Source organism: Musicola paradisiaca NCPPB 2511, assembly GCF_000400505.1.
In the GTDB taxonomy this organism is placed as follows: Bacteria; Pseudomonadota; Gammaproteobacteria; order Enterobacterales; family Enterobacteriaceae; genus Musicola; species Musicola paradisiaca.
This window is the reverse complement of record NZ_CM001857.1, coordinates 3,416,170-3,441,228: the sequence shown is the minus strand read 5'-3', so window position 1 is coordinate 3,441,228 and position 25,059 is coordinate 3,416,170. Positions and strand designations below refer to the sequence as shown.

Here is a 25,059-nt window from a genome sequence, read left to right as displayed (position 1 = left end):
TTTCTCAGAGCATACTCATGAAGCAACTGACCATTCTTGGTTCCACTGGTTCTATTGGCGTCAGCTCTCTGGCGGTGGTAAGAGCCAATCCGGACAAATTTTCGGTAAAAGCGCTGGCAGCTGGTCGTAATGTTTCCCGTCTGTTGGCGCAGTGTCTGGAGTTTCAACCCGCTTTCGCTTCAATGGTTAATGAATCAGATGCAAGAGAGTTGCGGCAATGTCTGCGGCAGCAAGGGTGCCATACCGAGGTGTTATCAGGCGAACAGGCCGCTTGCGAGTTGGCGGCGTTACCGGATGTGGATCAGGTCATGGCGGCGATTGTCGGCGCTGCCGGGCTGATGCCGACGCTTGCCGCTATTCGGGCCGGGAAGCAGATCTTGTTGGCCAATAAAGAGTCTCTGGTGACCTGTGGGCGTTTATTCATGGATGAGATCCAGAGGTATGGTGCTCGGCTATTGCCTGTCGACAGCGAACACAATGCCATTTTCCAGGGGCTGCCCGAACCGGTACAACGCCAGTTGGGTTCTGCTTCTTTGGCGTTACACGGAGTTGATCGGATTGTTCTTACCGGTTCCGGCGGGCCATTTCGCGAAACACCGGTAGCGGCGCTGGCTTCGGTCACGCCCGATCAGGCCTGTGCTCATCCCAATTGGTCCATGGGCCGCAAGATTTCCGTAGATTCCGCCACCATGATGAACAAGGGGCTGGAATATATCGAAGCCCGGTGGTTGTTCAATGCATCGGAAGCTGAGATGGAAGTCATCATTCATCCCCAATCAGTCATTCATTCGATGGTGCGTTACCGTGACGGTAGCGTTTTGGCGCAATTGGGCTCGCCGAATATGTGCATTCCTATCGCTCATGCCATGGCTTACCCTGAACGGGTTTTTTCGGGTGCGGCAACGCTTGATTTCTGCCAGATCGGCGCATTAACTTTTTCGGCCCCGGATTATCAACGTTATCCTTGCCTGCATTTGGCTATTGAGGCTTGCAATCAAGGGCAGGCAGCAACAACGACGTTGAATGCGGCTAATGAGGTTGCCGTCGCGGCATTTTTACGTTCAGAAATACGGTTTACGGATATTGCGGCGGTAAACCGTCATGTTCTGGATCGCTTGTCGTTGCCGGAGCCGGACAGTGTTGAGGATGTGCTGGCGATCGATTGCTGGGCAAGAAAATACGCCAATAAAGCGTTGCAGCATTATCAATAAGCGGATGTCGGCATGTTTGTTCACATGCCCTTGAAATGGTATAGTCTGCGCCGCGATACCGGTAGTGATGCCTGTAAAATCACGGTGGTGAAAAGCTGTGCGGGTTCACGGCTTTTTTTATGGCATCAGACTCGGCAGCTACAGCAATTTATTGTTTTCTTGCTTGGGGAAATCAAAACACGTTATGCCTTCTGAAAATCAACAAGACAGTCAGAACTTGTTACCCAAAGGTCCCAGGCATGTTGCGATTATTATGGATGGCAATGGCCGTTGGGCTAAGCAACGGGGAAGGTTGAGGATCTTCGGCCATCAGGCGGGAGTGAAATCGGTACGGCGGGCGGTAAGCTATGCGGTCAGTCATCATCTGGAAGCGTTAACGCTATATGCTTTCAGCAGTGAGAACTGGAATCGGCCGGCACAGGAAGTGGCGTCACTCATGGAGCTTTTCGTTCGTGCGCTAGACAGTGAAGTAAAAAGTCTTCACAAGCATAATGTACGGCTGCGTGTGATTGGCGATATCAGCCGCTTCAGCGCTCGTTTGCAGGAGCGTATTCGTCGTTCCGAATCCCTGACCGAGAAGAATAGCGGGCTTACATTGAATATTGCTGCGAACTATGGCGGCCGCTGGGATATCATCAACGGCGTTAAAAAAATTGCCGAGCAGGTACAGGAAGGCGTACTGCGACCTGATAATATCGATGAGTCAACGCTGTGCCGCTATGTCTGCCTCAGCGACCTCGCACCGGTCGATCTGGTGATCAGAACGGGAGGAGAGCATCGAATCAGTAATTTCCTGCTGTGGCAGATTGCCTATGCCGAACTCTATTTTACGGATGTGCTTTGGCCCGATTTTGATGAACAAACCTTTGAAGGTGCTATTAATGCCTTTTCTCAACGAGAGCGTCGCTTCGGGGGAACCGAAGCTATTGATGCGCGTGCGTCGTAGGGGGCTCTTTTGCTGAAGTATCGCCTAATCACTGCCGTCATCTTGATCCCATTGGTGATTGCCGCACTGTTCTTTTTGTCGCCGTTGGGATTTGCTTTGGTCACGCTGGCGGTGTGTATGCTGGCTGCCTGGGAATGGGGACAGTTTGCTGGTTTTGTATCCAATACTCAGCGGGTGTGGTTGTCCATTATCTGCGGTTTTATTCTGGCGTTGATGTTATTGACGCTGCCAGATTATCACTATTCGGCATCAACGCCTCCCATCTCTATTTCTCTTTGGATCTCAGTGGTCTGGTGGTTCGGCGCACTGATTTTGGTGCTGTTTTATCCCTCGTCCGCCGCGCTCTGGCGGCAATCGCGATTACTGCGTCTCGGTTTCGGCCTGTTTACCATCGTGCCTTTTTTTTGGGGGATGGTTTCCTTGCGCCAGTTCGATTATGACGTTAATCCGTTTACCGGTGCATGGTGGCTGTTGTATGTCATGTTGCTGGTCTGGGGCGCTGACAGCGGAGCCTATCTGTTCGGTAAATTATTCGGCCGACACAAGCTGGCACCCCGGGTATCTCCGGGGAAGACCTGGGAAGGTTTTGTGGGCGGTTTGCTGACTTCGGCCGTTATCGCACTACTCTTCAGTTATTATATGCCGTTGGCCATTTCTACCCGGACATTGCTTATCTGTTCGGTGATAGCGGCGCTGGCGTCGGTACTCGGTGACTTGACCGAAAGTATGTTTAAACGCGAAGCGGGCATTAAAGACAGTAGTCATTTGATTCCCGGACACGGAGGCGTTCTGGATCGTATTGATAGCCTGACGGCGGCTATTCCGATATTTTCCTGCCTGATGCTATTGTTGTTCAAGGCTGTCTAGGGCTGTTACGGGGCGGATATTTATGTTGAGTGTTCTCTGGAATTTGGCGGCGTTTATTATTGCTCTGGGTGTATTGATTACAGTCCATGAGTTTGGCCATTTCTGGGTCGCCCGGCGTTGTGGCGTTCGCGTGGAGCGCTTTTCCATCGGCTTTGGAAAGGCGCTGTGGCGTCGAAGTGATCGTCATGGCACGGAATATGTTATCGCTCTGATTCCACTTGGCGGCTACGTGAAAATGCTGGATGGTCGCCAGAGCGATGTTCCCTCCGAACTTGCACATCAGGCTTTCAATAACAAGACGGTTTGGCAGCGGGCGGCGATCGTGGCTGCGGGGCCGATGGCGAACTTTGTGTTCGCCGTGTTTGCATACTGGCTGGTCTTCATGATTGGCGTCCCAGGCGTGCGTCCGGTCGTCGGTGACGTATTACCCGGTTCGATCGCTGCCCAAGCGCAAATTTCTTCAGGCATGGAACTAAAAGCGATCGACGGCATCGAAACGCCTGATTGGGATAGCGTTCGTCTGGCGTTGGTGGGCAAAATTGGCGATCCGGAAGTGGTTATTGACACAACGTCGCCGGGAGTGTCCTTCGGTACTCAACGACGTCTCGATTTGCATAACTGGCATTTTGACCCGGAACGACAGGATCCGGCCGTTTCATTAGGCATCGTTCCTAAAGGTCCGTTAGTAGAAGCTGTTCTGACACAGGTTCAGGCGCATTCAGCAGCGGAAAAAGCAGGTTTGCACGTCGGGGATAGGATCGTTAAAGTCGGTGCTCAACCGTTGACGCAGTGGCAGCAGTTTGTGCTGGCTGTACGTGACAATCCAGGTAGAACACTGGATGTTGAGGTTGAGAGAGGGGGTAAAACACAGTCGTTATCCCTTACGCCAGACAGTAAATCGGTAGGCAAGGGTAGATACGAGGGGTTTGCCGGTGTGGTGCCCAAAGTAACGCCGTTGTCTGACGAGTACAGAACAGTGCGTCAGTACGGGCCGTTCAACGCCATTTATGAAGCTGGGGATAAAACCTGGCAGTTGGTGAAGTTGACGGTCAGTATGATAGGCAAGCTGATAGTTGGTGACGTAAAACTGAATAACCTGAGCGGACCAATCTCAATTGCACAGGGTGCAGGAATGTCAGCGGATTATGGTTTGGTGTATTACCTGATGTTTCTGGCGCTGATCAGTGTCAATCTGGGAATCATCAATCTGTTCCCTTTGCCCGTGCTTGATGGTGGTCATCTGCTCTTTTTGGCGGTAGAGAAGCTGAAGGGCGGGCCGGTTTCTGAGCGTGTGCAGGACGTTAGTTATCGCATTGGCACGGTATTGCTGATGATGTTAATGGGGCTTGCACTTTTCAATGATTTCTCCCGCCTGTAGGCGTGGATTAAGTTAGGAAAAACGCATAACAACGATGGCGATGAAAAAGTTGCTCATAGCGTCGCTGCTGTTTGGCAGCGCCACCGTATACGGTGCAGACGGGTTCGTAGTGAAGGATATTCATTTCGAGGGCCTGCAGCGGGTTGCCGTCGGTGCGGCATTGCTCAGTATGCCAGTCAGGGTTGGCGATACCGTTACCGATGAAGATATCGGTAACATTATCCGGGCCCTGTTTGCGACCGGGAATTTTGAAGATGTCCGCGTTCTTCGTGACGGTAATGCTCTGCTGATCCAGGTTAAGGAACGGCCGACCATTGCCAGCCTCACTTTTTCCGGCAACAAATCGGTGAAAGAGGAGATGCTCAAGGAAAACCTGGAGGCATCCGGCGTTCGTGTCGGTGAGGCACTGGATCGCACTACACTGTCGAATATTGAAAAAGGCCTGGAAGATTTTTATTACAGCGTTGGTAAATACAGCGCTACCGTCAAGGCGGTTGTCACACCGCTGCCCCGCAATCGTGTCGACCTTAAACTGGTCTTTACCGAGGGGATTTCGGCCAAAATCCAGCAGATCAATATCGTCGGTAATAAGTCTTTCAATTCCGATGAACTGATTTCCCGCTTCCAATTGCGTGACGAAGTGCCATGGTGGAACGTGGTCGGCGATCGGAAGTACGAGAAGCAGAAACTCTCTGGCGACCTGGAAACCTTACGCAGTTTTTACCTCGATCGTGGTTATGCGCGTTTTAATATTGACTCCACCCAGGTGAGCCTGACGCCGGATAAGAAAGGCATCTATATCACCATCAATATTACCGAAGGCGATCAGTACAAACTTTCCGGCGTTGTTGTTCGGGGCGATCTGGCTGGTCATGCGTCGGAAATCGAGGGGCTGACGCGCATTCAGCCAGGTGAGCTGTACAACGGCACGAAAGTGACGCGCATGGAAGAGGACATCAAAAAGCTGCTGGGGCGTTATGGTTATGCCTATCCTCGCGTGGTGACTCAGCCGGAAATTAATGATTCAGATAAAACCGTTCGTCTCAGTATCAATGTGGATGCCGGTAATCGCTTTACCGTGCACCGTATTCGCTTTGAGGGCAACGATGTCTCCAAAGACTCCGTATTACGTCGCGAAATGCGCCAGATGGAAGGTGGCTGGTTAGGCAATGATCTGGTTCAGCAAGGTAAAGAGCGTCTGAATCGCCTGGGGTATTTCGAAAGTGTTGATGTTGAAACCCAGCGCGTGCCGGGAACTCCCGATCAAGTCGATGTGGTGTACAAGGTCAAAGAGCGTAATACCGGTAGCCTGAATTTCGGCATTGGTTTCGGTACGGAAAGCGGCGTCAGTTTCCAGGCGGGTGTTCAGCAGGATAACTGGTTGGGTACCGGTAATTCCGTCGGGATCAGTGGTACGCGCAACGCTTACCAGACCTATGTCGAACTGTCGATGACCGATCCCTATTTCACTGTGGATGGGGTAAGTCTGGGCGGCCGTATCTTCTATAACAACTTTAAGGCTTATGACGCTGATCTTGCGGATTATACCAACCGCAGCTATGGGGTCGGCTCTACGTTGGGCTTCCCAATCAACGAGAACAACTCGCTGCGTCTGGCTCTGGACTATGTACATAACGACCTGTCGGACATGAAACCTCAGGTCGGGATGTGGCGCTATCTGGATAAAGTCGGTACGCATCCGGAAGTTGTGACGAGCAGCAATTCGTCTACCTCCAACTACGCCGCCAATGACTTCTTCCTGACGCCGGGCTGGACCTACAATGATCTGGATCGCGGCTATTTTCCGACTGCGGGGAACCGTGCGTCGTTGAACGTCAAAGTGACGGTGCCTGGTTCGGATAACGAGTATTACAAGGCGACGTTTGATTCAGCCAGTTACTTCCCACTGACTGAGAGCAAAAACTGGGTGTTGATGGCACGTACCCGTGTTGGTTATGGGGATGGTCTGGGCGGTAAGGAAGTGCCGTTCTATGATAATTTCTTCGCCGGCGGTTCAAGCTCTGTGCGTGGTTTCCGCTCAAATACCATCGGTCCTAAGGCGGCTTACTACCAGTGTTCCAGTTCGGATTCGTCTTACTCTACCTGCCCTGTATCCAAGTCTAGCGATGCGGTAGGGGGGAATGCGATGGCGGTTGCCAGTGCTGAATTTATCGTACCAACACCGTTTATCAGCGATAAGTACGCCAGTTCCGTTCGTACCTCGTTCTTCGTTGATACAGGGACGGTGTGGGATACCCACTGGGAAAACACGGCGGCCACGATTGCTGCCGGCATACCTGATTACAGCCAGCCGGGCAATATCCGTATGTCGTCTGGTATTGCCGTACAATGGATGTCCCCGCTCGGGCCATTGGTATTCTCCTACGCCCAGCCGTTCAAGAAGCATGAAGGGGATAAATCAGAGCAATTCCAGTTTAACATCGGCAAAACCTGGTAAACGGAATACCCGGTGGGTATGAGATGTAAAAATGCGCGGCGGTCAGAGCCTTCTGAACATGTGATAGTGGCGCATGTGAATTGACGTTGAACGCCGTGTTCACGATAAGCGCATTAAGCGCGAATATTAGTCTAGGGTGAGGAGTTTATAGTGAAAAAGTGGTTATCTGCCGCGGGCTTGGGCCTGGCATTGGCTGCTGCGGCAAGTGTTCAGGCTGCTGACAAGATTGCTATCGTTAACGTTTCCAGCGTATTTCAGCAGATGCCGCAGCGTGAAACCGTGGCGAAACAGTTGGACAACGAGTTCAAGGGCCGTGCTTCCGAAGTGCAGTCCATGGAGCGTGAATTGCAGGATAGAGTGCAAAAATATCAGCGCGATGCTTCTACCATGAAAGCCAGCGAACGCAGCAAAGTGGAGAAAGATCTGTCTGTTTTGCGCGATCAGTTGAATACCAAAGGGCAGGCTCTCGAGCAAGATAGCCGTCGCCGCCAGATGGAAGAGCGTAACAAGATCCTGAGCCGTATCCAGGATGCAGTTAAATCCGTGGCGACCAAGCAGGGTTATGACGTGGTTATCGACGCCAATGCCGTTGCTTACGCGGATAATGCGAAAGATATTACTGCTGATGTGCTGAAACAGGTTAAATAATCCATGCTTTCAATTCGACTGGACGCCTTGGCTCAACAGTTGGATGCACAGTTGCACGGTGATGGCGATATCGTCATCACCGGTGTGGCTTCGATGCGGTCCGCCCAGGCAGGTCAGATTACTTTTTTGTCCGATACCCGCTATCGTGAGCAACTGGCGAGTACGAATGCTTCGGCGGTTGTACTGACAGAGGCCGATGTGCCTTTTTGCAATGTTGCCGCTCTGGTGGTGAAGAATCCTTATTTGACCTATGCGCGTATGGCACAGTTGATGGATACAACGCCAACGCCGGCACAGGACATTTCGCCTTCTGCGGTGATTGCTCCTGATGCGCGTTTAGGAGATGGGGTTTCTGTTGGCGCCAATGCTGTTATTGAGTCTGGTGCGATACTGGGCGAGGGTGCAGTGATTGGCGCTGGCTGCTTTATTGGTAAACAAGCCCGTATCGGGGCTGGCACCCGGTTATGGGCAAATGTAGTGGTTTACCATAATGTTGTTTTGGGTGAGCAGTGTTTGATCCAGTCTGGCGCTGTGATTGGTTCGGATGGCTTTGGCTATGCCAACGATCGCGGCAATTGGGTCAAAATACCACAACTAGGGACGGTTATAATCGGTGATCGCGTTGAGATCGGGGCAAATACCACCATCGATCGCGGCGCATTGGATGATACGATCATCGGCAATGGTGTCATCATCGATAACCAATGTCAGATTGCACACAACGTTGTGATTGGTGACAATACCGCAGTTGCTGGTGGTGTGATTATGGCCGGAAGCTTGAAAATCGGTCGTTATTGCATGATTGGTGGTGCCAGCGTGATTAATGGTCACATGGAAATTTGTGACAAAGTCACGGTGACGGGAATGGGGATGGTCATGCGGCCTATTACCGAACCTGGAGTGTATTCTTCAGGCATTCCATTGCAGCCCAACAAAGTCTGGCGTAAGACCGCAGCACTGGTAATGAATATTGATGATATGAGCAAACGGCTCAAAGCTCTGGAGCGTAAGCTTCAGGAGGATTAAGTCACCCGTATTCATGACCTCAGCGTTTGACAAGCAAGGCTGGCGCTGGCGCGCCTGAGCCTGATTTGCGGCCTGCATCGTATTCCTCATGTTGAGGTTTCGGCGGGCCGTGTTGTTGATGACATCATTTTATGGACAGGAAGAGTATTTTGAATACAGACACCCATACTCTGGATATCGGAGAGATTCTGGATCTATTGCCGCACCGCTACCCGTTCCTGCTGGTAGATCGCGTACTGAATTTTGAAGAAGGGAAATTCCTACGCGCGGTGAAGAACGTTACGGTGAACGAGCCCTTCTTTCAAGGGCACTTCCCGGGCAAGCCCATCTTCCCAGGTGTATTGATTCTGGAAGCCATGGCGCAGGCCACCGGTATTCTGGCGTTCAAGAGCGTAGGTAAGCTTGAGCCGGGCGAGTTGTATTATTTCGCCGCAATTGATGAAGCCCGTTTCAAACGTCCGGTTCTGCCGGGAGACCAGATGATTCTGGAAGTCGAATTTATTAAAGAACGTCGCGGTGTGGCTCGTTTTCGTGGCGTAGCTAAAGTAGATGGTGAAGTAGCTTGCGAAGCGGAAATGATGTGCGCTCGCCGTCGGGAGGCCTGATAACGTGATTGATCAAACCGCCTTTATTCACCCCAGTTCCATTGTTGAAGACGGAGCAGTGATAGGCGCTGGCGCCTATATCGGGCCGTTCTGCTATATCGGCGCTCAGGTAGAGATCGGGGCTGGAACCGTGCTCAAGTCCCATGTCGTGGTAAATGGCATTACGCGCATTGGCTGCGATAATGAAATCTACCAGTTTGCCTCTATCGGTGAGGTCAATCAGGACTTGAAATACGCCGGGGAGCCGACCCGTGTCGAGATTGGCGACCGTAATCGGATCCGCGAAAGCGTGACTATTCACCGCGGTACGGCGCAGGGCGGTGGGTTGACTAAGGTCGGTAGCGATAACCTGTTGATGATCAATACGCATATCGCTCACGATTGCATCGTCGGAAGCCGTTGCATCCTGGCCAACAATGCAACGCTGGGCGGGCACGTCTTTGTCGATGATTTTGCCATCATCGGCGGGATGACGGCGGTACATCAGTTCTGCGTTATCGGTGAACACGTTATGGTCGGTGGGTGTTCCGGCGTGGCGCAGGATGTTCCCCCTTATGTGATTGCACAGGGAAACCACGCAACGCCGTTCGGCATCAATATTGAAGGCTTGAAACGTCGCGGTTTTGATAAGGAAACGCTGCAGGCGATTCGCGCTGCCTACAAACTGATCTACCGTAGCGGCAAAACGCTGGACGAAGTCAAACCCGATTTGGAAGCGCTGGCGGCTGAACAACCGGCCGTGCAGGCCTTCCTCGATTTCTTCGCCCGCTCAACGCGCGGCATCATCCGCTGATTTTATGCCGCAGCGTCCTCTTACTATAGGCCTGGTCGCCGGAGAAACCTCCGGCGATATTTTGGGTGCCGGGTTGATCCAGGCGTTAAAGACCGCAGTGCCCGATGCGCGCTTCGTCGGTGTCGCCGGCCCGCGTATGCAGGCTGCCGGGTGTGAAGCCTGGTATGAGATGGAAGAGTTGGCCGTCATGGGCGTGGTTGAAGTGCTGGGGCGTCTGCCCCGGTTGTTGAAGATCCGCCGCGACCTTACCCGCCGTTTTACCGAATTACAGCCTGATGTGTTCGTCGGCATTGATGCGCCGGACTTCAACATTACCCTTGAAGAACGCCTAAAACGCAGCGGCATCAAGACTATCCATTATGTTAGCCCATCAGTCTGGGCGTGGCGTCAGAAGCGGGTCTTCAAGATTGCGCGCGCTACGCACATGGTGTTGGCGTTTCTGCCTTTCGAAAAAGCATTTTACGATCGTTTCGATGTCCCTTGCCGTTTTATCGGGCATACCATGGCAGATGCCATGCCGTTACATCCCGACAAGTTGGCTGCACGTCGTATGCTGGGGCTTCCAGAAGCATCGCGCTGTCTGTCCTTATTGCCAGGTAGCCGCAGCGCTGAAGTGGACATGCTGAGCGCGGATTTCCTGAAGACCGCAGCGCTGTTGCGTCAGACTTGGCCGGATATGGAGGTTGTGGTGCCGCTGGTGAATCAGCGACGCCGCGAACAGTTCGAGCACATCAAGGCCGCAGTCGCGCCGAATTTGGCGGTTCGTTTGTTGGACGGTCATGCGCGTGAAGCCATGATCGCCAGCGATGCGACGCTGCTGGCATCGGGAACAGCGGCGTTGGAGTGTATGTTGGCTAAAAGCCCGATGGTGGTGGGGTATCGAATGAAACCTTTCACTTTCTGGCTGGCGAAACGGTTGGTAAAAACCCCTTGGGTATCGCTGCCGAATCTGTTGGCTGGCCGGGAGTTGGTCACTGAATTGCTGCAGGACGACTGCACGCCGGAAAATCTGGCGGCCGCATTAATGCCATGGCTACAGGGTGGCGAACAGGTCAATGTGCTGCAACAGACTTTTCTGCACCTGCATGAGCAGATCCGTTGCAATGCCGACGAGCAAGCTGCCCAGGCGGTACTGGAGTTGTCACGATCATGAGTGAGATTTTTGTCTATCCGCAGGCAATTTGTATTGCCGGCGTGGATGAAGTCGGCCGCGGGCCGCTGGTCGGCGCGGTAGTGACCGCCGCTGTCATTCTTGACCCGGCCAAACCGATTGCCGGTTTGGCAGATTCCAAGCAGCTCAGCGAGAAACGTCGCCGGGTGCTGTATGACGAAATTCGGGAAAAAGCGCGGGCCTGGAGCCTTGGGCGTGCCGAACCGGAAGAGATCGATCAGTTAAATATATTGCATGCCACCATGCTGGCGATGCAGCGTGCTGTGGCCGGGTTGCCCGTCACGCCGGACTATGTGCTGATTGACGGCAATCGGTGTCCTTCGCTGCCTATGCCGTCAATGGCGGTGGTCAAAGGGGATAGCCGGGTCGCCGAAATCAGCGCGGCGTCCATTCTGGCGAAGGTCACGCGCGATCGTGAAATGGAAGAGCTGGATAAGCTGTTTCCTGAGTATGGATTTGCACAGCACAAGGGCTATCCTACAGCCTATCACCTGGAAAAACTGGCGACGCTTGGCGCCACCCTCCACCACAGACGCAGTTTTGCCCCGGTTAAGCGGGTGTTGGGTCTGGCATAACGCAAACGCATGAGCAGCCTGATATTTTCGTCAGGCTGATTACTGAAGAGATTATGGGATCTGAAAATGGCCGAACCACGTTTTGTACACCTGCGTGTTCACAGTGACTATTCCATGATCGATGGGCTGGCGAAAGTCGGCCCGTTGGTAAAGAAAGCGGCGGCGCTGGGAATGCCTGCGATAGCGATCACCGATTTCACCAATCTTTGCGGGCTGGTGAAGTTTTACGGCGGCGCCCATGGCGCGGGTATCAAGCCGATTATCGGCGCCGATTTTTATCTGCAAAGTGAAGAGTTGGGGGATGAGCTGGCGCGCCTCAGCGTGCTGGCGATGAATAACGACGGTTATCAGAACCTGACGTTGCTGATTTCACGCGCCTACCAGCGCGGCTATGGCGCAGCTGGGCCGACGATCGAGCGAGAATGGCTGGTGGAGCATCAGGCCGGATTGCTGTTGCTCTCCGGAGGACGGCAAGGCGACATCGGCAAGTTCCTGCTGCGCGGCAACCAGACGCTGGTGGATCAGTGTGTGGCGTTTTATCAGCAGCACTTTCCTCAACGTTTTTATCTGGAACTGATACGCACCGGCCGCCCTGATGAAGAGAGTTATCTGCACGCAGTGGTTGCTCTGGCTACGGAGCGCGGTTTGCCGGTGGTGGCCACCAACGATGTGTGTTTCATCAGTGAAGATGACTTTGATGCCCATGAGATCCGCGTCGCCATCCACGACGGCTTTACGCTGGACGACCCCAAGCGCCCTCGCAACTACAGTCCCCAGCAATATATGCGCAGTGAACAGGAAATGTGCGAACTGTTCGCCGATATTCCTGAAGCGCTGGAAAACAGCGTAGAGATCGCCAAACGGTGTAACGTCACCATCCGTCTGGGTGAATATTTCCTGCCGCAGTTCCCAACGGGCGACATGACGACGGAGGATTATCTGGTCTTGCGGGCCAGAGAAGGGCTGGAGGAGCGGCTTGTTTTCCTGTTTCCCGATGAAGAGGAGCGCGCCAATCGCCGGCCTGAATACGATGAGCGCCTGGAGATTGAACTCAATGTCATCAACCAGATGGGGTTTCCCGGTTACTTCCTCATCGTGATGGAGTTTATCCAGTGGTCCAAGGACAACAATGTGCCGGTTGGGCCGGGGCGAGGCTCGGGGGCGGGCTCGCTGGTGGCCTATGCGCTCAAAATTACCGATCTGGATCCGCTGGCGTTTGACCTGCTGTTCGAACGTTTCCTTAATCCGGAACGTGTGTCGATGCCTGACTTTGACGTCGATTTCTGTATGGAAAAGCGTGATTTGGTGATCGATCACGTTGCCGACATGTACGGCCGTGATGCGGTATCCCAGATCATCACGTTCGGTACCATGGCCGCGAAGGCAGTTATTCGGGACGTTGGGCGCGTACTGGGGCACCCTTACGGTTTTGTCGATCGTATTTCCAAACTGGTGCCGCCAGATCCTGGGATGACGCTGGAGAAAGCCTTTGCCGCCGAACCGCAACTGGGCGAGATCTATGACGCGGATGAAGAGGTCAAGGCGCTGATCGATATGGCGCGCAAATTGGAAGGGGTCACTCGTAACGCAGGTAAACACGCCGGCGGCGTGGTGATTTCGCCGACCAAGATCACTGATTTCGCGCCGCTGTATTGCGATCCGGAAGGGCATCATCCGGTGACTCAGTTTGACAAGAGCGACGTGGAATACGCCGGTCTGGTGAAGTTCGACTTCCTGGGATTGCGCACCCTGACCATCATCAACTGGGCGTTGGAGATGATCAACCCCCGCCGGGAAAAGCAGGGGCTGGAACCGGTGGATATCGCTGCGATCCCGCTGGATGATAAAAAAAGCTTCGATATGCTGCAACGTTCGGAAACCACGGCGGTGTTCCAGCTTGAATCGCGCGGCATGAAGGATTTGATTAAACGTCTGAAGCCTGACTGCTTCGAGGATATGATCGCGCTGGTGGCCTTGTTCCGGCCAGGGCCGTTGCAATCCGGCATGGTAGATAACTTTATCGACCGTAAGCACGGACGCGAAGAGCTCTCCTATCCGGATATCCAGTGGCAGCATGAATCGCTTAAGCCGGTGCTGGAACCGACTTACGGCATCATCCTGTACCAGGAACAGGTAATGCAGATAGCCCAGGTGCTGGCAGGTTATACGCTTGGCGGGGCCGACATGCTGCGCCGTGCGATGGGTAAGAAAAAACCGGAGGAAATGGCGAAGCAGCGCTCGGTGTTCAAAGAGGGCGCGGAGAAGATGGGCGTCGACGGCGAGTTGTCGATGAAAATCTTCGATCTGGTGGAGAAATTCGCCGGTTATGGTTTCAACAAGTCACACTCGGCGGCTTATGCGCTGGTGTCGTACCAGACCCTGTGGCTGAAGGCGCATTATCCTGCTGAATTTATGGCGGCGGTGATGACCGCGGATATGGACAATACCGACAAAATCGTCGGTCTGGTCGATGAATGCTGGCGTATGGGGCTGAAAATCCTGCCACCGGATATCAACAGCGGTCTGTATCATTTTCATGTTAACGATGCGGGAGAGATCGTTTACGGCATCGGGGCGATAAAAGGTGTGGGCGAAGGGCCGATTGAAGCCATTATCGAGGCTCGCAATAACGGCGGCTATTTCCGCGATTTGTTCGATCTTTGCGCCCGTACCGATATCAAAAAGCTGAACCGCCGGGTACTGGAAAAACTGATCATGTCCGGCGCGTTTGACCGGCTGGGCCCTCACCGTGCGGCGCTGATGAACTCATTGCCCGATGCCATGAAGTCCGCCGAGCAGCACGCCAGGGCGGAAGCCATTGGGCAGTCGGATATGTTCGGTGTATTGACGGAATCGCCGGAGCAGGTTGAACAGTCGTACAGTACGGTACCGCCGTGGCCGGAGCAGGTGGTGTTGGATGGCGAGCGCGAGACGTTGGGACTGTACCTGACTGGACATCCGATCAACCAGTATCTGAAAGAAATTGAACGCTATGCCGGAGGCGGGCGTTTGAAAGACATGCATCCCACGGAGCGGGGAAAAGTCACCATCGCCGTCGGGTTGGTGCTGGCTGCGCGTGTCATGGTGACTAAACGAGGCAACCGTATCGGCGTGTGTACGCTGGACGATCGTTCTGGTCGCCTGGAAGTGATGCTGTTTACCGACGCACTGGAGAAATATCAGCATCTGTTGGAGAAGGATCGCATTCTTATCGCCAGCGGACAGGTCAGCTTTGATGACTTTAGCGGTGGACTTAGAATGACTGCCCGGGAGTTAATGGATATCAGCGAAGCGCGGGAAAAATACGCGCGCGGACTTGCTATCTCGCTGACCGACAGGCAAATTGATGACCAGCTATTAAACCGTCTCCGTCAGTCGTTGGAACCCCATCGATCGGGGACGATTCCGGTGCATCTTTACTACCTGAGAGAGGATGCGCGAGCCCGGTTACGCTTTGGTGCCGCGTGGCGTGTTACGCCTACCGACGGGTTGCTGAATGACTTACGCACTCTGGTTGGTAGTGAACAGGTAGAACTGGAATTTGACTAATATAGGAATACTATGAGTCTGAATTTTCTTGATTTTGAGCAGCCGATTGCAGAGTTGGAAGCGAAGATTGATTCCCTGACCTCAGTTAGCCGCCAGGACGAAAAATTAGATATTAATCTGGACGAGGAAATAAAGCGTCTGCGAGAGAAAAGCGTAGAACTGACGCGCAAAATCTTCTCCGACCTCGGGGCATGGCAAGTCGCCCAGTTAGCGCGCCACCCGTTGCGTCCTTATACGTTGGATTATGTGCAGCACATCTTCACCGATTTTGACGAGCTGGCGGGGGATCGCGCCTTTGCCGACGACAAAGCGATCGTTGGGGGCATCGCCCGGCTGGATGGGCGTCCGGTGATGATCATCGGCCATCAGAAAGGCCGTGAAACCAAAGAAAAGATTCGCCGTAATTTCGGCATGCCGGCGCCGGAAGGCTACCGTAAGGCGCTGCGGCTGATGGAAATGGCTGAACGTTTCAAAATGCCGATCATCACCTTCATCGACACGCCGGGAGCCTATCCGGGCGTAGGCGCGGAAGAGCGCGGGCAGTCCGAGGCTATTGCCCGCAACCTGCGTGAAATGTCTGGGCTGAGCGTACCGATTGTTTGCACCGTGATCGGCGAAGGCGGTTCTGGCGGCGCGCTGGCGATTGGCGTGGGCGACAAGGTCAACATGTTGCAGTACAGCACGTATTCCGTGATTTCGCCGGAAGGTTGCGCATCCATTCTGTGGAAGAGTGCGGACAAGGCGCCGCTGGCGGCTGACGCCATGGGGATTACGGCACCGCGCCTGAAAGAGCTGCAACTGATCGACGCAGTGATTCCCGAACCGCTGGGCTCGGCCCACCGTGATGTGGAAGCGATGGCCGCCTCGCTGAAATCTCAACTGTTGTCGGATCTCGCTGAACTGGACACGCTGAGTGAACACGAATTGCTCAACCGTCGCTATCAGCGTTTGATGAACTACGGCTACTGTTGATCGTTAGACCACATAATGCTTGTCCGGAAAGTCCGCTATTGGCAACGATAGCGGGCTTTTTTGTTATGATGGCGGTCTGATCTGTCCCGGATTGACACCCATGTTGAAACTGCAGGATATCCACCATATAGCGATCATCGCTTCCGATTACGTCCGAAGTAAGCGTTTTTATTGCGACGTATTGGGTTTTACTCTGATCAATGAAATCTATCGTTCGGCCAGAGACTCCTGGAAAGGCGATCTGTCGCTCAATGATCGTTATCTGATTGAGCTGTTTTCCTTCCCTGCTCCACCTGCGCGGGTGAGTCGTCCGGAAGCTTGCGGTCTGCGGCATTTGGCGTTTGCGGTGGAGGATATCGGGCAAGCGGTGGCCGAACTGAATGCCGCGGGCGTGGATTGCGAGCCGGTTCGCACTGATGAGATAACCGGGCGTCGTTTTACCTTTTTCGCCGATCCTGATGGATTACCCCTGGAACTTTATGAGCGCTGAACATGTGCCGGAAAACGATCTCCTGGCGTTGTTGCGCCGGCAGATCGACGCCGATAGCCGTTTTTTGGTGGCATACAGCGGTGGGCTGGATTCCTGCGTACTGCTGCATCTGATGATGCGCTTGCAACAGCAATTGCCGATTGAGGTGCGGGCCGCTTACGTTCATCACGGGCTTAATCCGCGTGCGGATGCCTGGGCTGACCACTGTCGTCGCCAATGCCAGTTATGGCGGATTCCGTTTGAGGTGTTGACCGTCCACGTTGATGCGCGGCGTGGCGGTATTGAAGCCTCCGCTCGCGAGGCGCGCTATGCCGCCCTGAGGACGTCGCTGCAACCGCAGGAAACCTTGCTGACGGCGCAGCATCAAGACGATCAGAGCGAGACATTCCTGCTGGCACTCAAGCGGGGCAGCGGCCCTGCCGGGCTCGCCAGCATGGCGGCGTTTTCGGCAAGCGGAGCGTTCAGACAACGGCGGCCTTTGCTGAACATGTCGCGCGAGCAACTGGCGTGCTATGCCAACACACACCAATTGCGTTGGATTGAAGATGACAGCAATAGCGATGAGCGATTTGATCGCAATTTCCTTCGTCTGCGGATCCTTCCCTTGTTGAAACAGCGATGGCCGCACTTTCCGTCCGCCGTGGCGCGCAGCGCCGAACTGTGCGCGGAGCAGGAACAATTGTTGGATGAACTGCTGGCGGAGGCTTTGGCGGGGATGTGCAATCCGCAAGGCGGGTTGGCTATCGGTGCTTTACGCCCATTGAGCCCGGCGCGTCGTTTCGCGTTGCTACGTCGCTGGCTGGCGTCGCGTGGGGCGAAAATGCCCGCGCGGGATCAACTGTCGCGTTTGTGGCTGGAAGTCGCCTGCTGCCGGGAGGACGCTGAACCATCGCTCCTATTGGGGCGTTGGCAAGTACGGCGATTCCGGGGCGATTTGTACCTTTTGCCGGTAATGAACTCGGTGAAGGCGTGTGTTCTGGCGTGGCAGCCGGAAATCGGGGCATTGCCGTTGCCTGATGGCTTGGGAGAATTACGGTTGTCGTCTGAGAAAACCGGCGCCTGTATCCGTCGTCCACAACGCCATGAAACGGTGACGGTGAGATTCAGTGCTTCCGGCGACGTGCATATTGTCGGGCGCCAGCATGGGCGTCATATCAAGAAGTTGTGGCAGGAATTGGGCGTGCCGCCCTGGCTTCGTGACAGAACGCCGATGATTTTCTACAACGATGTGCTGATCGCCGCGCTCGGGCGTTTTGTGACCCAGGCCGGGCAACCAGAATCAGAGAGTGGTGGCTGGTATGTTGACTGGCATTTACCGGGGGAGGGCGATGAATAGCCCAATGTCGGTCGCGCCGGTATGCCATCTCGGATGGATGTGTTTCTTTGAAAGGGATTGCGACGACGTTTGCTCTGTTGCCGCCCGGTTCTTTCACTGCCCGTTTCTACTGTTCCGGAAGTTTGAAAGCGTAAGGATCGGGTAAGAGAGCACCAAACCGGTGTGTGTTCATGTCGCCTGGACGCGGTTTTCCGTCGGCAATAAAAAAACGGACAACCTGGGTTGTCCGTTTGGCTGCATTTACCGGGCAGAATTCCGTCAGGATTCGCTCACCACAACTTTGCCGATTTCGGGATGGCTGAAGCTCAGTATATGGTCAAGGCGAAGTTCACGAGTTTTTCCCGAGGCTTCAATCACCAGATATTCAACACTTTTTCGAGAGATCATATCGCTGGCAGTTCCGACGACGACCTCCCCGTCGCGCAATTCAACGGTCAGCGTCAGCTTCTGCTGGCAAGTGGCTTCCAGATTATCGTAGTCATCACAATTGATGGGTTGATATTCATTACTCATTGACATAATCGCTCACCAATAAGTTAGCAGCGGCATAAGCCGCTTGTTCCCTGACAGAGGATGGCAATTCGCTGTCGGCGGCAATGCCATCCAGGGTTCTCAATACACAACCCAGAGCGTCGGGTATGAAACCCAGATCACCGCTGGCGATCTCCGCATAAAGACGGCGTACTAATTCACTGTATTGTTGCACAATATCCTCCCTTAGAGCTTAGCCCGGTAGACATTCATGCGTTTGTCGTCGTTATCGTGGCCGAGAATATAAATCTACGAAGATAAACTCTAATTCTATTTTCGACTATAGCACAGGCCATTACGGGTTATCAGCATATGCAAGCGCCATATTCCGTGCTTATGGTATTGATTGTGAGGGCGTCCTCGGTTCAGACATAAACAGTCTGCGCAGACGGAATGGTGTTTTGCCATGGAATGCGTTGGGTGGCATCGCGCGCTTCGGGTACACTGTCGCGTCTGTCGAAAGGGGGAAAACATGGCATTGAAAGCAACGGTTTACAAAGCGAGCGTTAACATTGCGGATATGGACCGATCTTTTTTTCATGATGCCAGCTTGACCATCGCCCAGCATCCTTCGGAAACCGATCAGCGGATGATGCTCCGTTTGTTGGCATGGGTATGTCACGCCGATGAACGTTTACGTTTCACCAAGGGGTTGTGTGCCGATGATGAACCGGAAATCTGGTTGCATGACGATGCGCAACAACTGCAACTGTGGATCGAACTGGGGCTACCGGATGAAAAACGGTTGAAAAAAGCCTGCAGCCTTGCGCCTACCGTCGTGCTGTATGCCTATGGTGAGCGGGCGGCTCGAGTCTGGTGGCAAAACATCGCTGACAAAGTCGCTCCTCTGCGTAATCTGACCATCCGCTTTTTGGATGATCGGCAACTGGGTCTGCTGGCCTCTCTGGCGACTCGTAATATGACGCTGCAAGCCACGCTGCAGGAAGGAACGATCTGGTTTTCCGATGATAAGAATAATCTGGAACTCGCTTTTGACGACTGGAAAACTGCCATTCATCAAGGATGATGGCACTCGTTGTGCAACGTTATGTCGAGCCGACTCGACGCAGGAGAGGAATGGATGAAGCAATGGATCACTGGGGGCGTGTTGATTGTCGCACTATCGGGATTAATCGGCTGCCATTCTTCGCCCAAAGGGAAGGAAGAGCAACTGAGGCCAATGGCCCAGCACTATCGCGGTAAACTTCCCTGCGGTGCGTGCGGCGATATCGAAGCCGCGTTGTTTCTGGATGCAGACGGCAGTTTCGTCATGCAGGAGTCCTATCGTGATCGCACTGGCGGCCAGGTGATGGCCGAAGAGTCCGGCCGCTGGCGCCGTACCGCCGAACAGCTCATATTGACCGACAATCACGGCGATAAACATTACTTCCGTGCCAGAGATGCCTACCTGGAAGCGCTGGGGCAGGATAAAAACCCGCTATCTGATCACCGTTATCGTCTGTTTGCGGTCGATTTCATGACCACCCCCGTATCCTGGCACGGCGTAGCAATCGGCTGCGATAGCCGCATCATGAAGACATTTGCACTTCATGTTCGTCGTGACGCCGGACTCGAACCGGCGGCACGCCGCGTCTGAACCGGCGGTTTATCCGCCGGGCCTTTTATCCGGCCGTATCTGGCGAAAACAGCGGTGCCTCGCCTGACACGGCTTCCGTGCTAGTTACAGCATATTTTTCAGCTTATAGAGCCATTCCAGCGCTTGGCGCGGCGTCAGGCTGTCCGGGTCAATGGATTCCAGCGCTTCAACCGCCGGCGACGGTTCTTCAGGGCTGAGCAACGCCAGTTGTGAACCGTCCACATGACTGCTGGAAGCATGGCCGGCGAGAGATTCCAACTCCTTCAGTTTTTGACGGGCCCGCTTGATGACGTCTTTGGGCACGCCGGCCAGCGCGGCGACCGCCAGACCATAACTCTTACTGGCCGCACCGTCCTGCACGCTGTGCATAAACGCAATGGTTTCGCCGTGTTCCAACGCATCCAGGTGGATGTTGACCACGCCTTCCATCTTTTCCGGCAAATTGGTGAGTTCAAAATAGTGGGTGGCGAACAGCGTCATCGCCTTGATTTTGTTGGCCAGCGTTTCCGCACAGGCCCAGGCCAGCGACAGGCCGTCGTAGGTGGATGTACCGCGCCCGATTTCATCCATCAGCACCAGGCTGTGTTCTGTGGCGTTATGCAGAATATTGGCGGTTTCCGTCATTTCCACCATGAATGTAGAGCGTCCAGATGCCAGATCGTCGGCGGCGCCGACACGGGTGAATATGCGATCTACCGGGCCGATGCTTGCCTGTTCGGCTGGGACGTAGCTGCCGATATGCGCCATCAGTACGATCAACGCTGCCTGACGCATATAGGTGCTTTTGCCGCCCATGTTAGGGCCGGTGATGATCAGCAGGCGACGTTGCGGCGACAGCGACAGCGGGTTGGCGATGAACGGTTCGCTAAGTACCTGCTCCACCACCGGATGACGGCCGCCGGTGATTCTGATGCCGGGTTTGTCGCTTAAGGTTGGGCAAACGTAATTCAGCGTATCAGCGCGTTCGGCCAGATTGGCGAGTACATCAAGCTCCGCCAACGCGCTGGCGCTTTGCTGCAATTCGGCCAAGTGCGGCAGCAGCAGATCGAACAACTCGTCATAAAGCGCTTTCTCCAACGCCAGAGCCTTGCCTTTAGACGTCAGAACCTTGTCCTCATATTCCTTCAGCTCCGGAATAATGTAGCGTTCCGCATTTTTCAATGTCTGGCGGCGGACGTAATTCATGGGTACCAGGTGGCTTTGGCCGCGACTCACCTGGATATAGTATCCATGAACGCCGTTGAAGCCGACTTTCAGCGTATCTATGCCCAGCCGTTCGCGTTCGCGGATTTCCAGTTTATCCAGATAGTCACTGGCGCCGTCCGCCAGTCGCCGCCATTCGTCCAGTTCCTCGTTGTAGCCGCTGGCGATGACGCCGCCGTCGCGAACCAGTACCGGCGGGGACTCGATGATGGCGCGCTCCAGCAGGGCGCGCAGGTCATCAAACTGGCCGATTTGGGCATCCCGTTGTCGGATGAAGTCGACGTCTACCCTGGCCAGCAGGGCATGGATATCCGGCAGTTGCTGGAAGGCGTGGCGCATTCTGGCTAGATCGCGTGGGCGGGCGGTTCGTAGCGCCAACCGGGCGAGGATACGTTCCAAATCGCCGATCTGGCGCAAGAAAGGCTGTAGCTCATGGGCGATATCCTGCAAGGCGCCCACTGCCTGTTGGCGTTGCATCAGCAAGTGGGCATCGCGAACCGGCATATGCAACCAGCGTTTCAGCATACGGCTGCCCATCGGTGTGACAGTGCGATCCAGCACTGCCGCCAATGTATTCTCCGTACCGCCGGAAAGATTTTGCGTCAGTTCCAGATTACGCCGGGTGGCGGCATCCATGATGATGCCATCCTGTTGCCGCTCCATGGTGATGCTGCGGATATGCGGCAAAGAGGTACGCTGCGTGTCTTTGGCGTATTGCAACAGGCACCCGGCTGCCCGCAGCCCCATTCGGGACTGTTCAACGCCGAAACCGGTGAGATCGCGGGTCCCGAACTGAAGATTCAGCTGCTGCCGGGCGGTATCCAGCTCGAATTCCCAGAGTGGGCGGCGGCGCAGGCCATGCCGATGCTCAATGAGCGGCATGGCCTCGAAGTTTTCCGGGTACAGCAGTTCGGCCGGATTGGTGCGTTGCAGTTCCGCCGCCATGGTTTCCCGATCGGCGGGCTCCGCCAATTGGAAACGGCCGGAGCTGATATCCAGCGTGGCGTAACCGAACCCTTTGCCGTCCTGCCAGATGGCGGCCAGCAGGTTGTCCTGTTTTTCCTGCAGCAATGCTTCATCGCTGATGGTGCCGGGCGTGACGATGCGGACGACTTTGCGCTCAACCGGCCCTTTGCTGGTGGCGGGATCGCCGATCTGTTCGCAAATCGCTACGGATTCGCCAAGGCTAACCAGTTTTGCCAGGTAGTTTTCCACCGCGTGGTGCGGAACGCCCGCCATCGGGATCGGTTCACCCGCCGATGCGCCGCGCTTGGTCAACGAGATATCCATCAGCTGCGAGGCGCGTTTTGCATCGTCGTAAAACAGCTCGTAAAAGTCTCCCATACGATAGAACAGCAGAATGTCAGGATGCTGCGCCTTCAGCTTTAGGTACTGCTGCATCATCGGCGTGTGGTCTGATAGATCCTTGTCAATAGACTCATTCATATTGATTTTACTCGTTTTTTAAGTCTTTTGGGTACTCAGGTGGCCCCATGTGAAACCCTTTAAAACCCATGTGAATCGTTAAATTTGTATACCAGAAGTATTCTAGCTACTATCTGGTATACACACTTGAACTGCTGGTATACATCGATGAAAATGACACTCAATCAGTCGATTATAATCAATAAGTTATCTATCGACGTCAAACCAAGTCTCGATCAAGATGGGCGAGTAGTGTACTTACCCAACATAGATAGAAAACCTTATCTTATCACTGACAGCCATCGTGATTCACCAGTCGGTTTCGGTGTCAAAATCAGTGCAACGAAAAAGACCTATATCGTTCAGCGACGAGTGTCTTCTCCTGGCAATCGCCCTAAGACAGGGGGGAAATCTCCATCGGAGGTTATCAGGTCTACAATTGGCAATGTCTCTGATTTCGCTAACATCGATCAAGCCCGCGAGGTTGCTCGCAATTTAGTTCAAACCATGAAGTTGACCAAAAGGAATCCTAACAAGATAAAACGGGAGTCCGATGCTTCTGAACTCACTATCAGTGAAGTGTTTGCTCAATACCGCCAGCATCTGCTGGGTAGAGCGAAACCAGCTAAACCCAACACCTTGGCTGTATTAGATAAAGCAGAAAACAGGCTTTCTGAGTGGGCTGGTTTGCGAGTTAAAGATCTTACTGGTAATGAAATTCTTCGGAAGTTTGATGAGATTGCTTCAAGAGCTAGAACAGCAGCGGAACAGACCTTTAGGTGGATCAATGTTGCTGTCAGACATGCAATCGAAATTGAAGCCAGCAATGCCCAGACCCAGCAACGACAACCCTCCTTGTCCTACAATCCATTCTCTATCTTGAAAGTTCAGAAGAAGTTTAGGACTCGTTCTGAGCTTGAGGATAGCTATCGTGCGAAAGGTGTTCGAAACCCACTTTCTCCGAAAGATACACTTGGTCGGTTCTTGACTGCATTACATAATAAGAGAAGCTTCAACCGCCTTGGGTGCGATTATCTGCTACTCACCGTTCTCTTAGGTGCTCGTAAGGAAGAAACAGCATCTTTATGTTGGAGGGAAGCTCTAACCAATGAAGAAGCAAAAACGACAAGCTATGTTGACCTGAGTAACAGAACTATCCGTTTTTACGACACTAAGAATCGAAACGATCACGAGCTTCCGATTTGTGATGCCGTCAAAAGAATTTTGGAAGATAGAAGAGACATAGTAAACGATACGGGAACCCGGAAGGACAAACAGAAGTGGGTTTTCCCGGCCCGTTCTTCTCGAAGTAAAGTTGGTCACTATTCCGATAGCAAAAGTCTAAGAGAATATATCTGCCAAGAGGCGGGAATCCTGAAGCTTGGTATGCATGATCTACGAAGGACATTTGGTAGGGTTGCTGAAGAACTTGTTTCATATGCCGTCGTTAAGAGATTGCTCAATCACAGAAATACAACAGATCCAACAGAAAGGTATGCAGAACCTGATCAAGAACGGATTTTTGAAGCATTACAAAGGATTGAGTTGCATATGCTTATGACTGCTCCTAAATTATACAATGTGTTACTTGCTTCGGCTAAGTATCCTCCATTACCTGAAACGAGGGAGTGAAGATGAGTGTGGTGGAAGTTTTGCGGGAGTATTCAGAGGTATGGAAACTATTTGGTCAAATGCCTGATTCTGCCACTGTAAATAGTGAGCTTGCTTCTGTCTTTCTTGGCATAAGCATCAAAACCCTTGCCCGATATAGACAAAATGGGGGAGGACCACCTTATATCCAATACCAAGCAGAAGATACGAAAGCGAGAAATCAGCGGGTTCTCTATGTATTAGGTGATCTGCGAGTTTGGAGAGATATCCATAAAGTAAGTAGTTCAATGCATGGTGCTCAGGTTCGTGGTTTGGCTTTTACATCATTGACCGACTTTATAGAAGAACATCCTTTTATCGTCAGAAGTAAAATTATTCAAAAAAGAAAATTAAACGGTTAGGAGTTAGCAAATCAGAAACTGAGATATACGATGATGTTATCTTAGGGCATATACTCTGTGTGGAAGAAACAGTTTTAACAGGTGAATTATCTAATAACGGTTTGCAAGTTATTTGGATTTCAATTGAAGAAGCTTTAAAGAAACATTGGGAACATAAAGATGATAAAAATATATTCTTAAAATGTTTTAAGTTGTGCGCAGAAGAAATTATTACAAATGCAGAAATAATTAGCGATTATGATTTTTTAAAACAGCAATTGAGGTGA

Annotated in this window: 23 protein-coding genes; 20 read left to right on the top strand and 3 right to left on the bottom strand. The window is 53.2% G+C overall.

Annotated elements, in window-relative coordinates; translation table 11 throughout:
* The first annotated feature begins 17 nt into the window (after positions 1-17).
* The 15 genes from ispC to tilS all read left to right on the top strand — a co-directional run bounded on the left by ispC (position 18) and on the right by tilS (position 18,025).
* Positions 18-1,211: a 1-deoxy-D-xylulose-5-phosphate reductoisomerase gene (gene ispC, locus DPA2511_RS15285; protein ID WP_015854653.1), complete on the top strand. Its 1,194-nt coding sequence runs from the start codon at positions 18-20 to the stop codon at positions 1,209-1,211.
* Between the two features lie 184 nt (positions 1,212-1,395).
* Positions 1,396-2,157, top strand: a complete 762-nt coding sequence (gene ispU, locus DPA2511_RS15275) for a (2E,6E)-farnesyl-diphosphate-specific ditrans,polycis-undecaprenyl-diphosphate synthase (RefSeq protein WP_015854651.1) — start codon at positions 1,396-1,398, stop codon at positions 2,155-2,157.
* A gap of 9 nt (positions 2,158-2,166) precedes the next feature.
* Positions 2,167-3,024: a phosphatidate cytidylyltransferase gene (cdsA, locus tag DPA2511_RS15270; protein WP_015854650.1), complete on the top strand. Its 858-nt coding sequence runs from the start codon at positions 2,167-2,169 to the stop codon at positions 3,022-3,024.
* 22 nt (positions 3,025-3,046) lie between these two features.
* Positions 3,047-4,402, top strand: a complete 1,356-nt coding sequence (rseP, locus tag DPA2511_RS15265; RefSeq protein ID WP_015854649.1) for a sigma E protease regulator RseP — start codon at positions 3,047-3,049, stop codon at positions 4,400-4,402.
* Positions 4,403-4,436: 34 nt separating this feature from the next.
* A complete protein-coding gene (gene bamA / locus DPA2511_RS15260) occupies positions 4,437-6,860 on the top strand; it encodes an outer membrane protein assembly factor BamA (RefSeq protein ID WP_015854648.1) in 2,424 nt (807 codons plus the stop codon).
* A gap of 150 nt (positions 6,861-7,010) precedes the next feature.
* Complete coding sequence (gene skp, locus DPA2511_RS15255) at positions 7,011-7,508, top strand: molecular chaperone Skp (RefSeq protein ID WP_015854647.1); 498 nt, start codon at positions 7,011-7,013, stop codon at positions 7,506-7,508.
* Between the two features lie 3 nt (positions 7,509-7,511).
* Positions 7,512-8,534, top strand: coding sequence for a UDP-3-O-(3-hydroxymyristoyl)glucosamine N-acyltransferase (lpxD, locus tag DPA2511_RS15250; RefSeq protein ID WP_015854646.1), 1,023 nt, complete (start codon positions 7,512-7,514; stop codon positions 8,532-8,534).
* A gap of 149 nt (positions 8,535-8,683) precedes the next feature.
* The gene (gene fabZ, locus DPA2511_RS15245; protein ID WP_015854645.1) at positions 8,684-9,139 is read left to right on the top strand and encodes a 3-hydroxyacyl-ACP dehydratase FabZ; all 456 of its coding nucleotides are present in this window, start codon (positions 8,684-8,686) and stop codon (positions 9,137-9,139) included.
* Between the two features lie 4 nt (positions 9,140-9,143).
* The gene (gene lpxA, locus DPA2511_RS15240; RefSeq protein WP_015854644.1) at positions 9,144-9,932 is read left to right on the top strand and encodes an acyl-ACP--UDP-N-acetylglucosamine O-acyltransferase; all 789 of its coding nucleotides are present in this window, start codon (positions 9,144-9,146) and stop codon (positions 9,930-9,932) included.
* 4 nt (positions 9,933-9,936) lie between these two features.
* Positions 9,937-11,085 carry a lipid-A-disaccharide synthase gene (lpxB, locus tag DPA2511_RS15235; RefSeq protein ID WP_015854643.1) on the top strand — a complete coding sequence of 383 codons (1,149 nt, stop codon included), beginning with the start codon at positions 9,937-9,939 and terminating at the stop codon, positions 11,083-11,085.
* On the top strand, positions 11,082-11,678 hold the full coding sequence (gene rnhB, locus DPA2511_RS15230; protein WP_015854642.1) for a ribonuclease HII: 597 nt from the start codon (positions 11,082-11,084) through the stop codon (positions 11,676-11,678). The genes lpxB and rnhB overlap by 4 nt, the downstream gene beginning before the upstream one ends.
* A gap of 66 nt (positions 11,679-11,744) precedes the next feature.
* Positions 11,745-15,227, top strand: coding sequence for a DNA polymerase III subunit alpha (gene dnaE, locus DPA2511_RS15225; protein ID WP_015854641.1), 3,483 nt, complete (start codon positions 11,745-11,747; stop codon positions 15,225-15,227).
* Between the two features lie 12 nt (positions 15,228-15,239).
* A complete protein-coding gene (gene accA, locus DPA2511_RS15220) occupies positions 15,240-16,199 on the top strand; it encodes an acetyl-CoA carboxylase carboxyl transferase subunit alpha (protein ID WP_015854640.1) in 960 nt (319 codons plus the stop codon).
* 100 nt (positions 16,200-16,299) lie between these two features.
* Entirely contained in the window at positions 16,300-16,689 is a 390-nt protein-coding gene (locus DPA2511_RS15215) for a VOC family protein (RefSeq protein ID WP_015854639.1), read from the top strand.
* Positions 16,679-18,025, top strand: coding sequence for a tRNA lysidine(34) synthetase TilS (tilS, locus tag DPA2511_RS15210; protein WP_015854638.1), 1,347 nt, complete (start codon positions 16,679-16,681; stop codon positions 18,023-18,025). The genes DPA2511_RS15215 and tilS overlap by 11 nt, the downstream gene beginning before the upstream one ends.
* Positions 18,026-18,283: 258 nt before the next feature.
* On the opposite strand, the gene rof is transcribed toward tilS, so the two are convergent.
* Positions 18,284-18,544 (bottom strand): Rho-binding antiterminator, encoded by a 261-nt coding sequence (rof, locus tag DPA2511_RS15205; RefSeq protein WP_015854637.1) that lies wholly within the window; start codon positions 18,542-18,544, stop codon positions 18,284-18,286.
* The gene (locus DPA2511_RS15200; protein WP_015854636.1) at positions 18,531-18,731 is read right to left on the bottom strand and encodes a YaeP family protein; all 201 of its coding nucleotides are present in this window, start codon (positions 18,729-18,731) and stop codon (positions 18,531-18,533) included. The genes rof and DPA2511_RS15200 overlap by 14 nt, the downstream gene beginning before the upstream one ends.
* 297 nt (positions 18,732-19,028) lie before the next feature.
* On the opposite strand from DPA2511_RS15200, the gene DPA2511_RS15195 reads away from it, so the two are divergent.
* Both DPA2511_RS15195 and DPA2511_RS22450 read left to right on the top strand, forming a co-directional pair.
* A complete protein-coding gene (locus DPA2511_RS15195; RefSeq protein ID WP_015854635.1) occupies positions 19,029-19,583 on the top strand; it encodes a YaeQ family protein in 555 nt (184 codons plus the stop codon).
* A gap of 54 nt (positions 19,584-19,637) precedes the next feature.
* On the top strand, positions 19,638-20,153 hold the full coding sequence (locus DPA2511_RS22450) for a copper resistance protein NlpE N-terminal domain-containing protein (RefSeq protein WP_015854634.1): 516 nt from the start codon (positions 19,638-19,640) through the stop codon (positions 20,151-20,153).
* A gap of 84 nt (positions 20,154-20,237) precedes the next feature.
* On the opposite strand, the gene mutS is transcribed toward DPA2511_RS22450, so the two are convergent.
* Positions 20,238-22,802 carry a DNA mismatch repair protein MutS gene (mutS, locus tag DPA2511_RS15185; protein WP_015854633.1) on the bottom strand — a complete coding sequence of 855 codons (2,565 nt, stop codon included), beginning with the start codon at positions 22,800-22,802 and terminating at the stop codon, positions 20,238-20,240.
* A 147-nt stretch (positions 22,803-22,949) separates the two neighbouring features.
* Here mutS and DPA2511_RS15180 point away from each other — a divergent pair, with 147 nt between their 5' ends.
* The 3 genes from DPA2511_RS15180 to DPA2511_RS24270 are packed head-to-tail and all read left to right on the top strand — an operon-like array spanning position 22,950 to position 25,059.
* Positions 22,950-24,413, top strand: coding sequence for a tyrosine-type recombinase/integrase (locus tag DPA2511_RS15180; RefSeq protein WP_015854632.1), 1,464 nt, complete (start codon positions 22,950-22,952; stop codon positions 24,411-24,413).
* Between the two features lie 2 nt (positions 24,414-24,415).
* Positions 24,416-24,793 carry a hypothetical protein gene (locus tag DPA2511_RS24275; RefSeq protein WP_226376607.1) on the top strand — a complete coding sequence of 126 codons (378 nt, stop codon included), beginning with the start codon at positions 24,416-24,418 and terminating at the stop codon, positions 24,791-24,793.
* Between the two features lie 59 nt (positions 24,794-24,852).
* Positions 24,853-25,059, top strand: a complete 207-nt coding sequence (locus tag DPA2511_RS24270) for a hypothetical protein (RefSeq protein ID WP_226376606.1) — start codon at positions 24,853-24,855, stop codon at positions 25,057-25,059.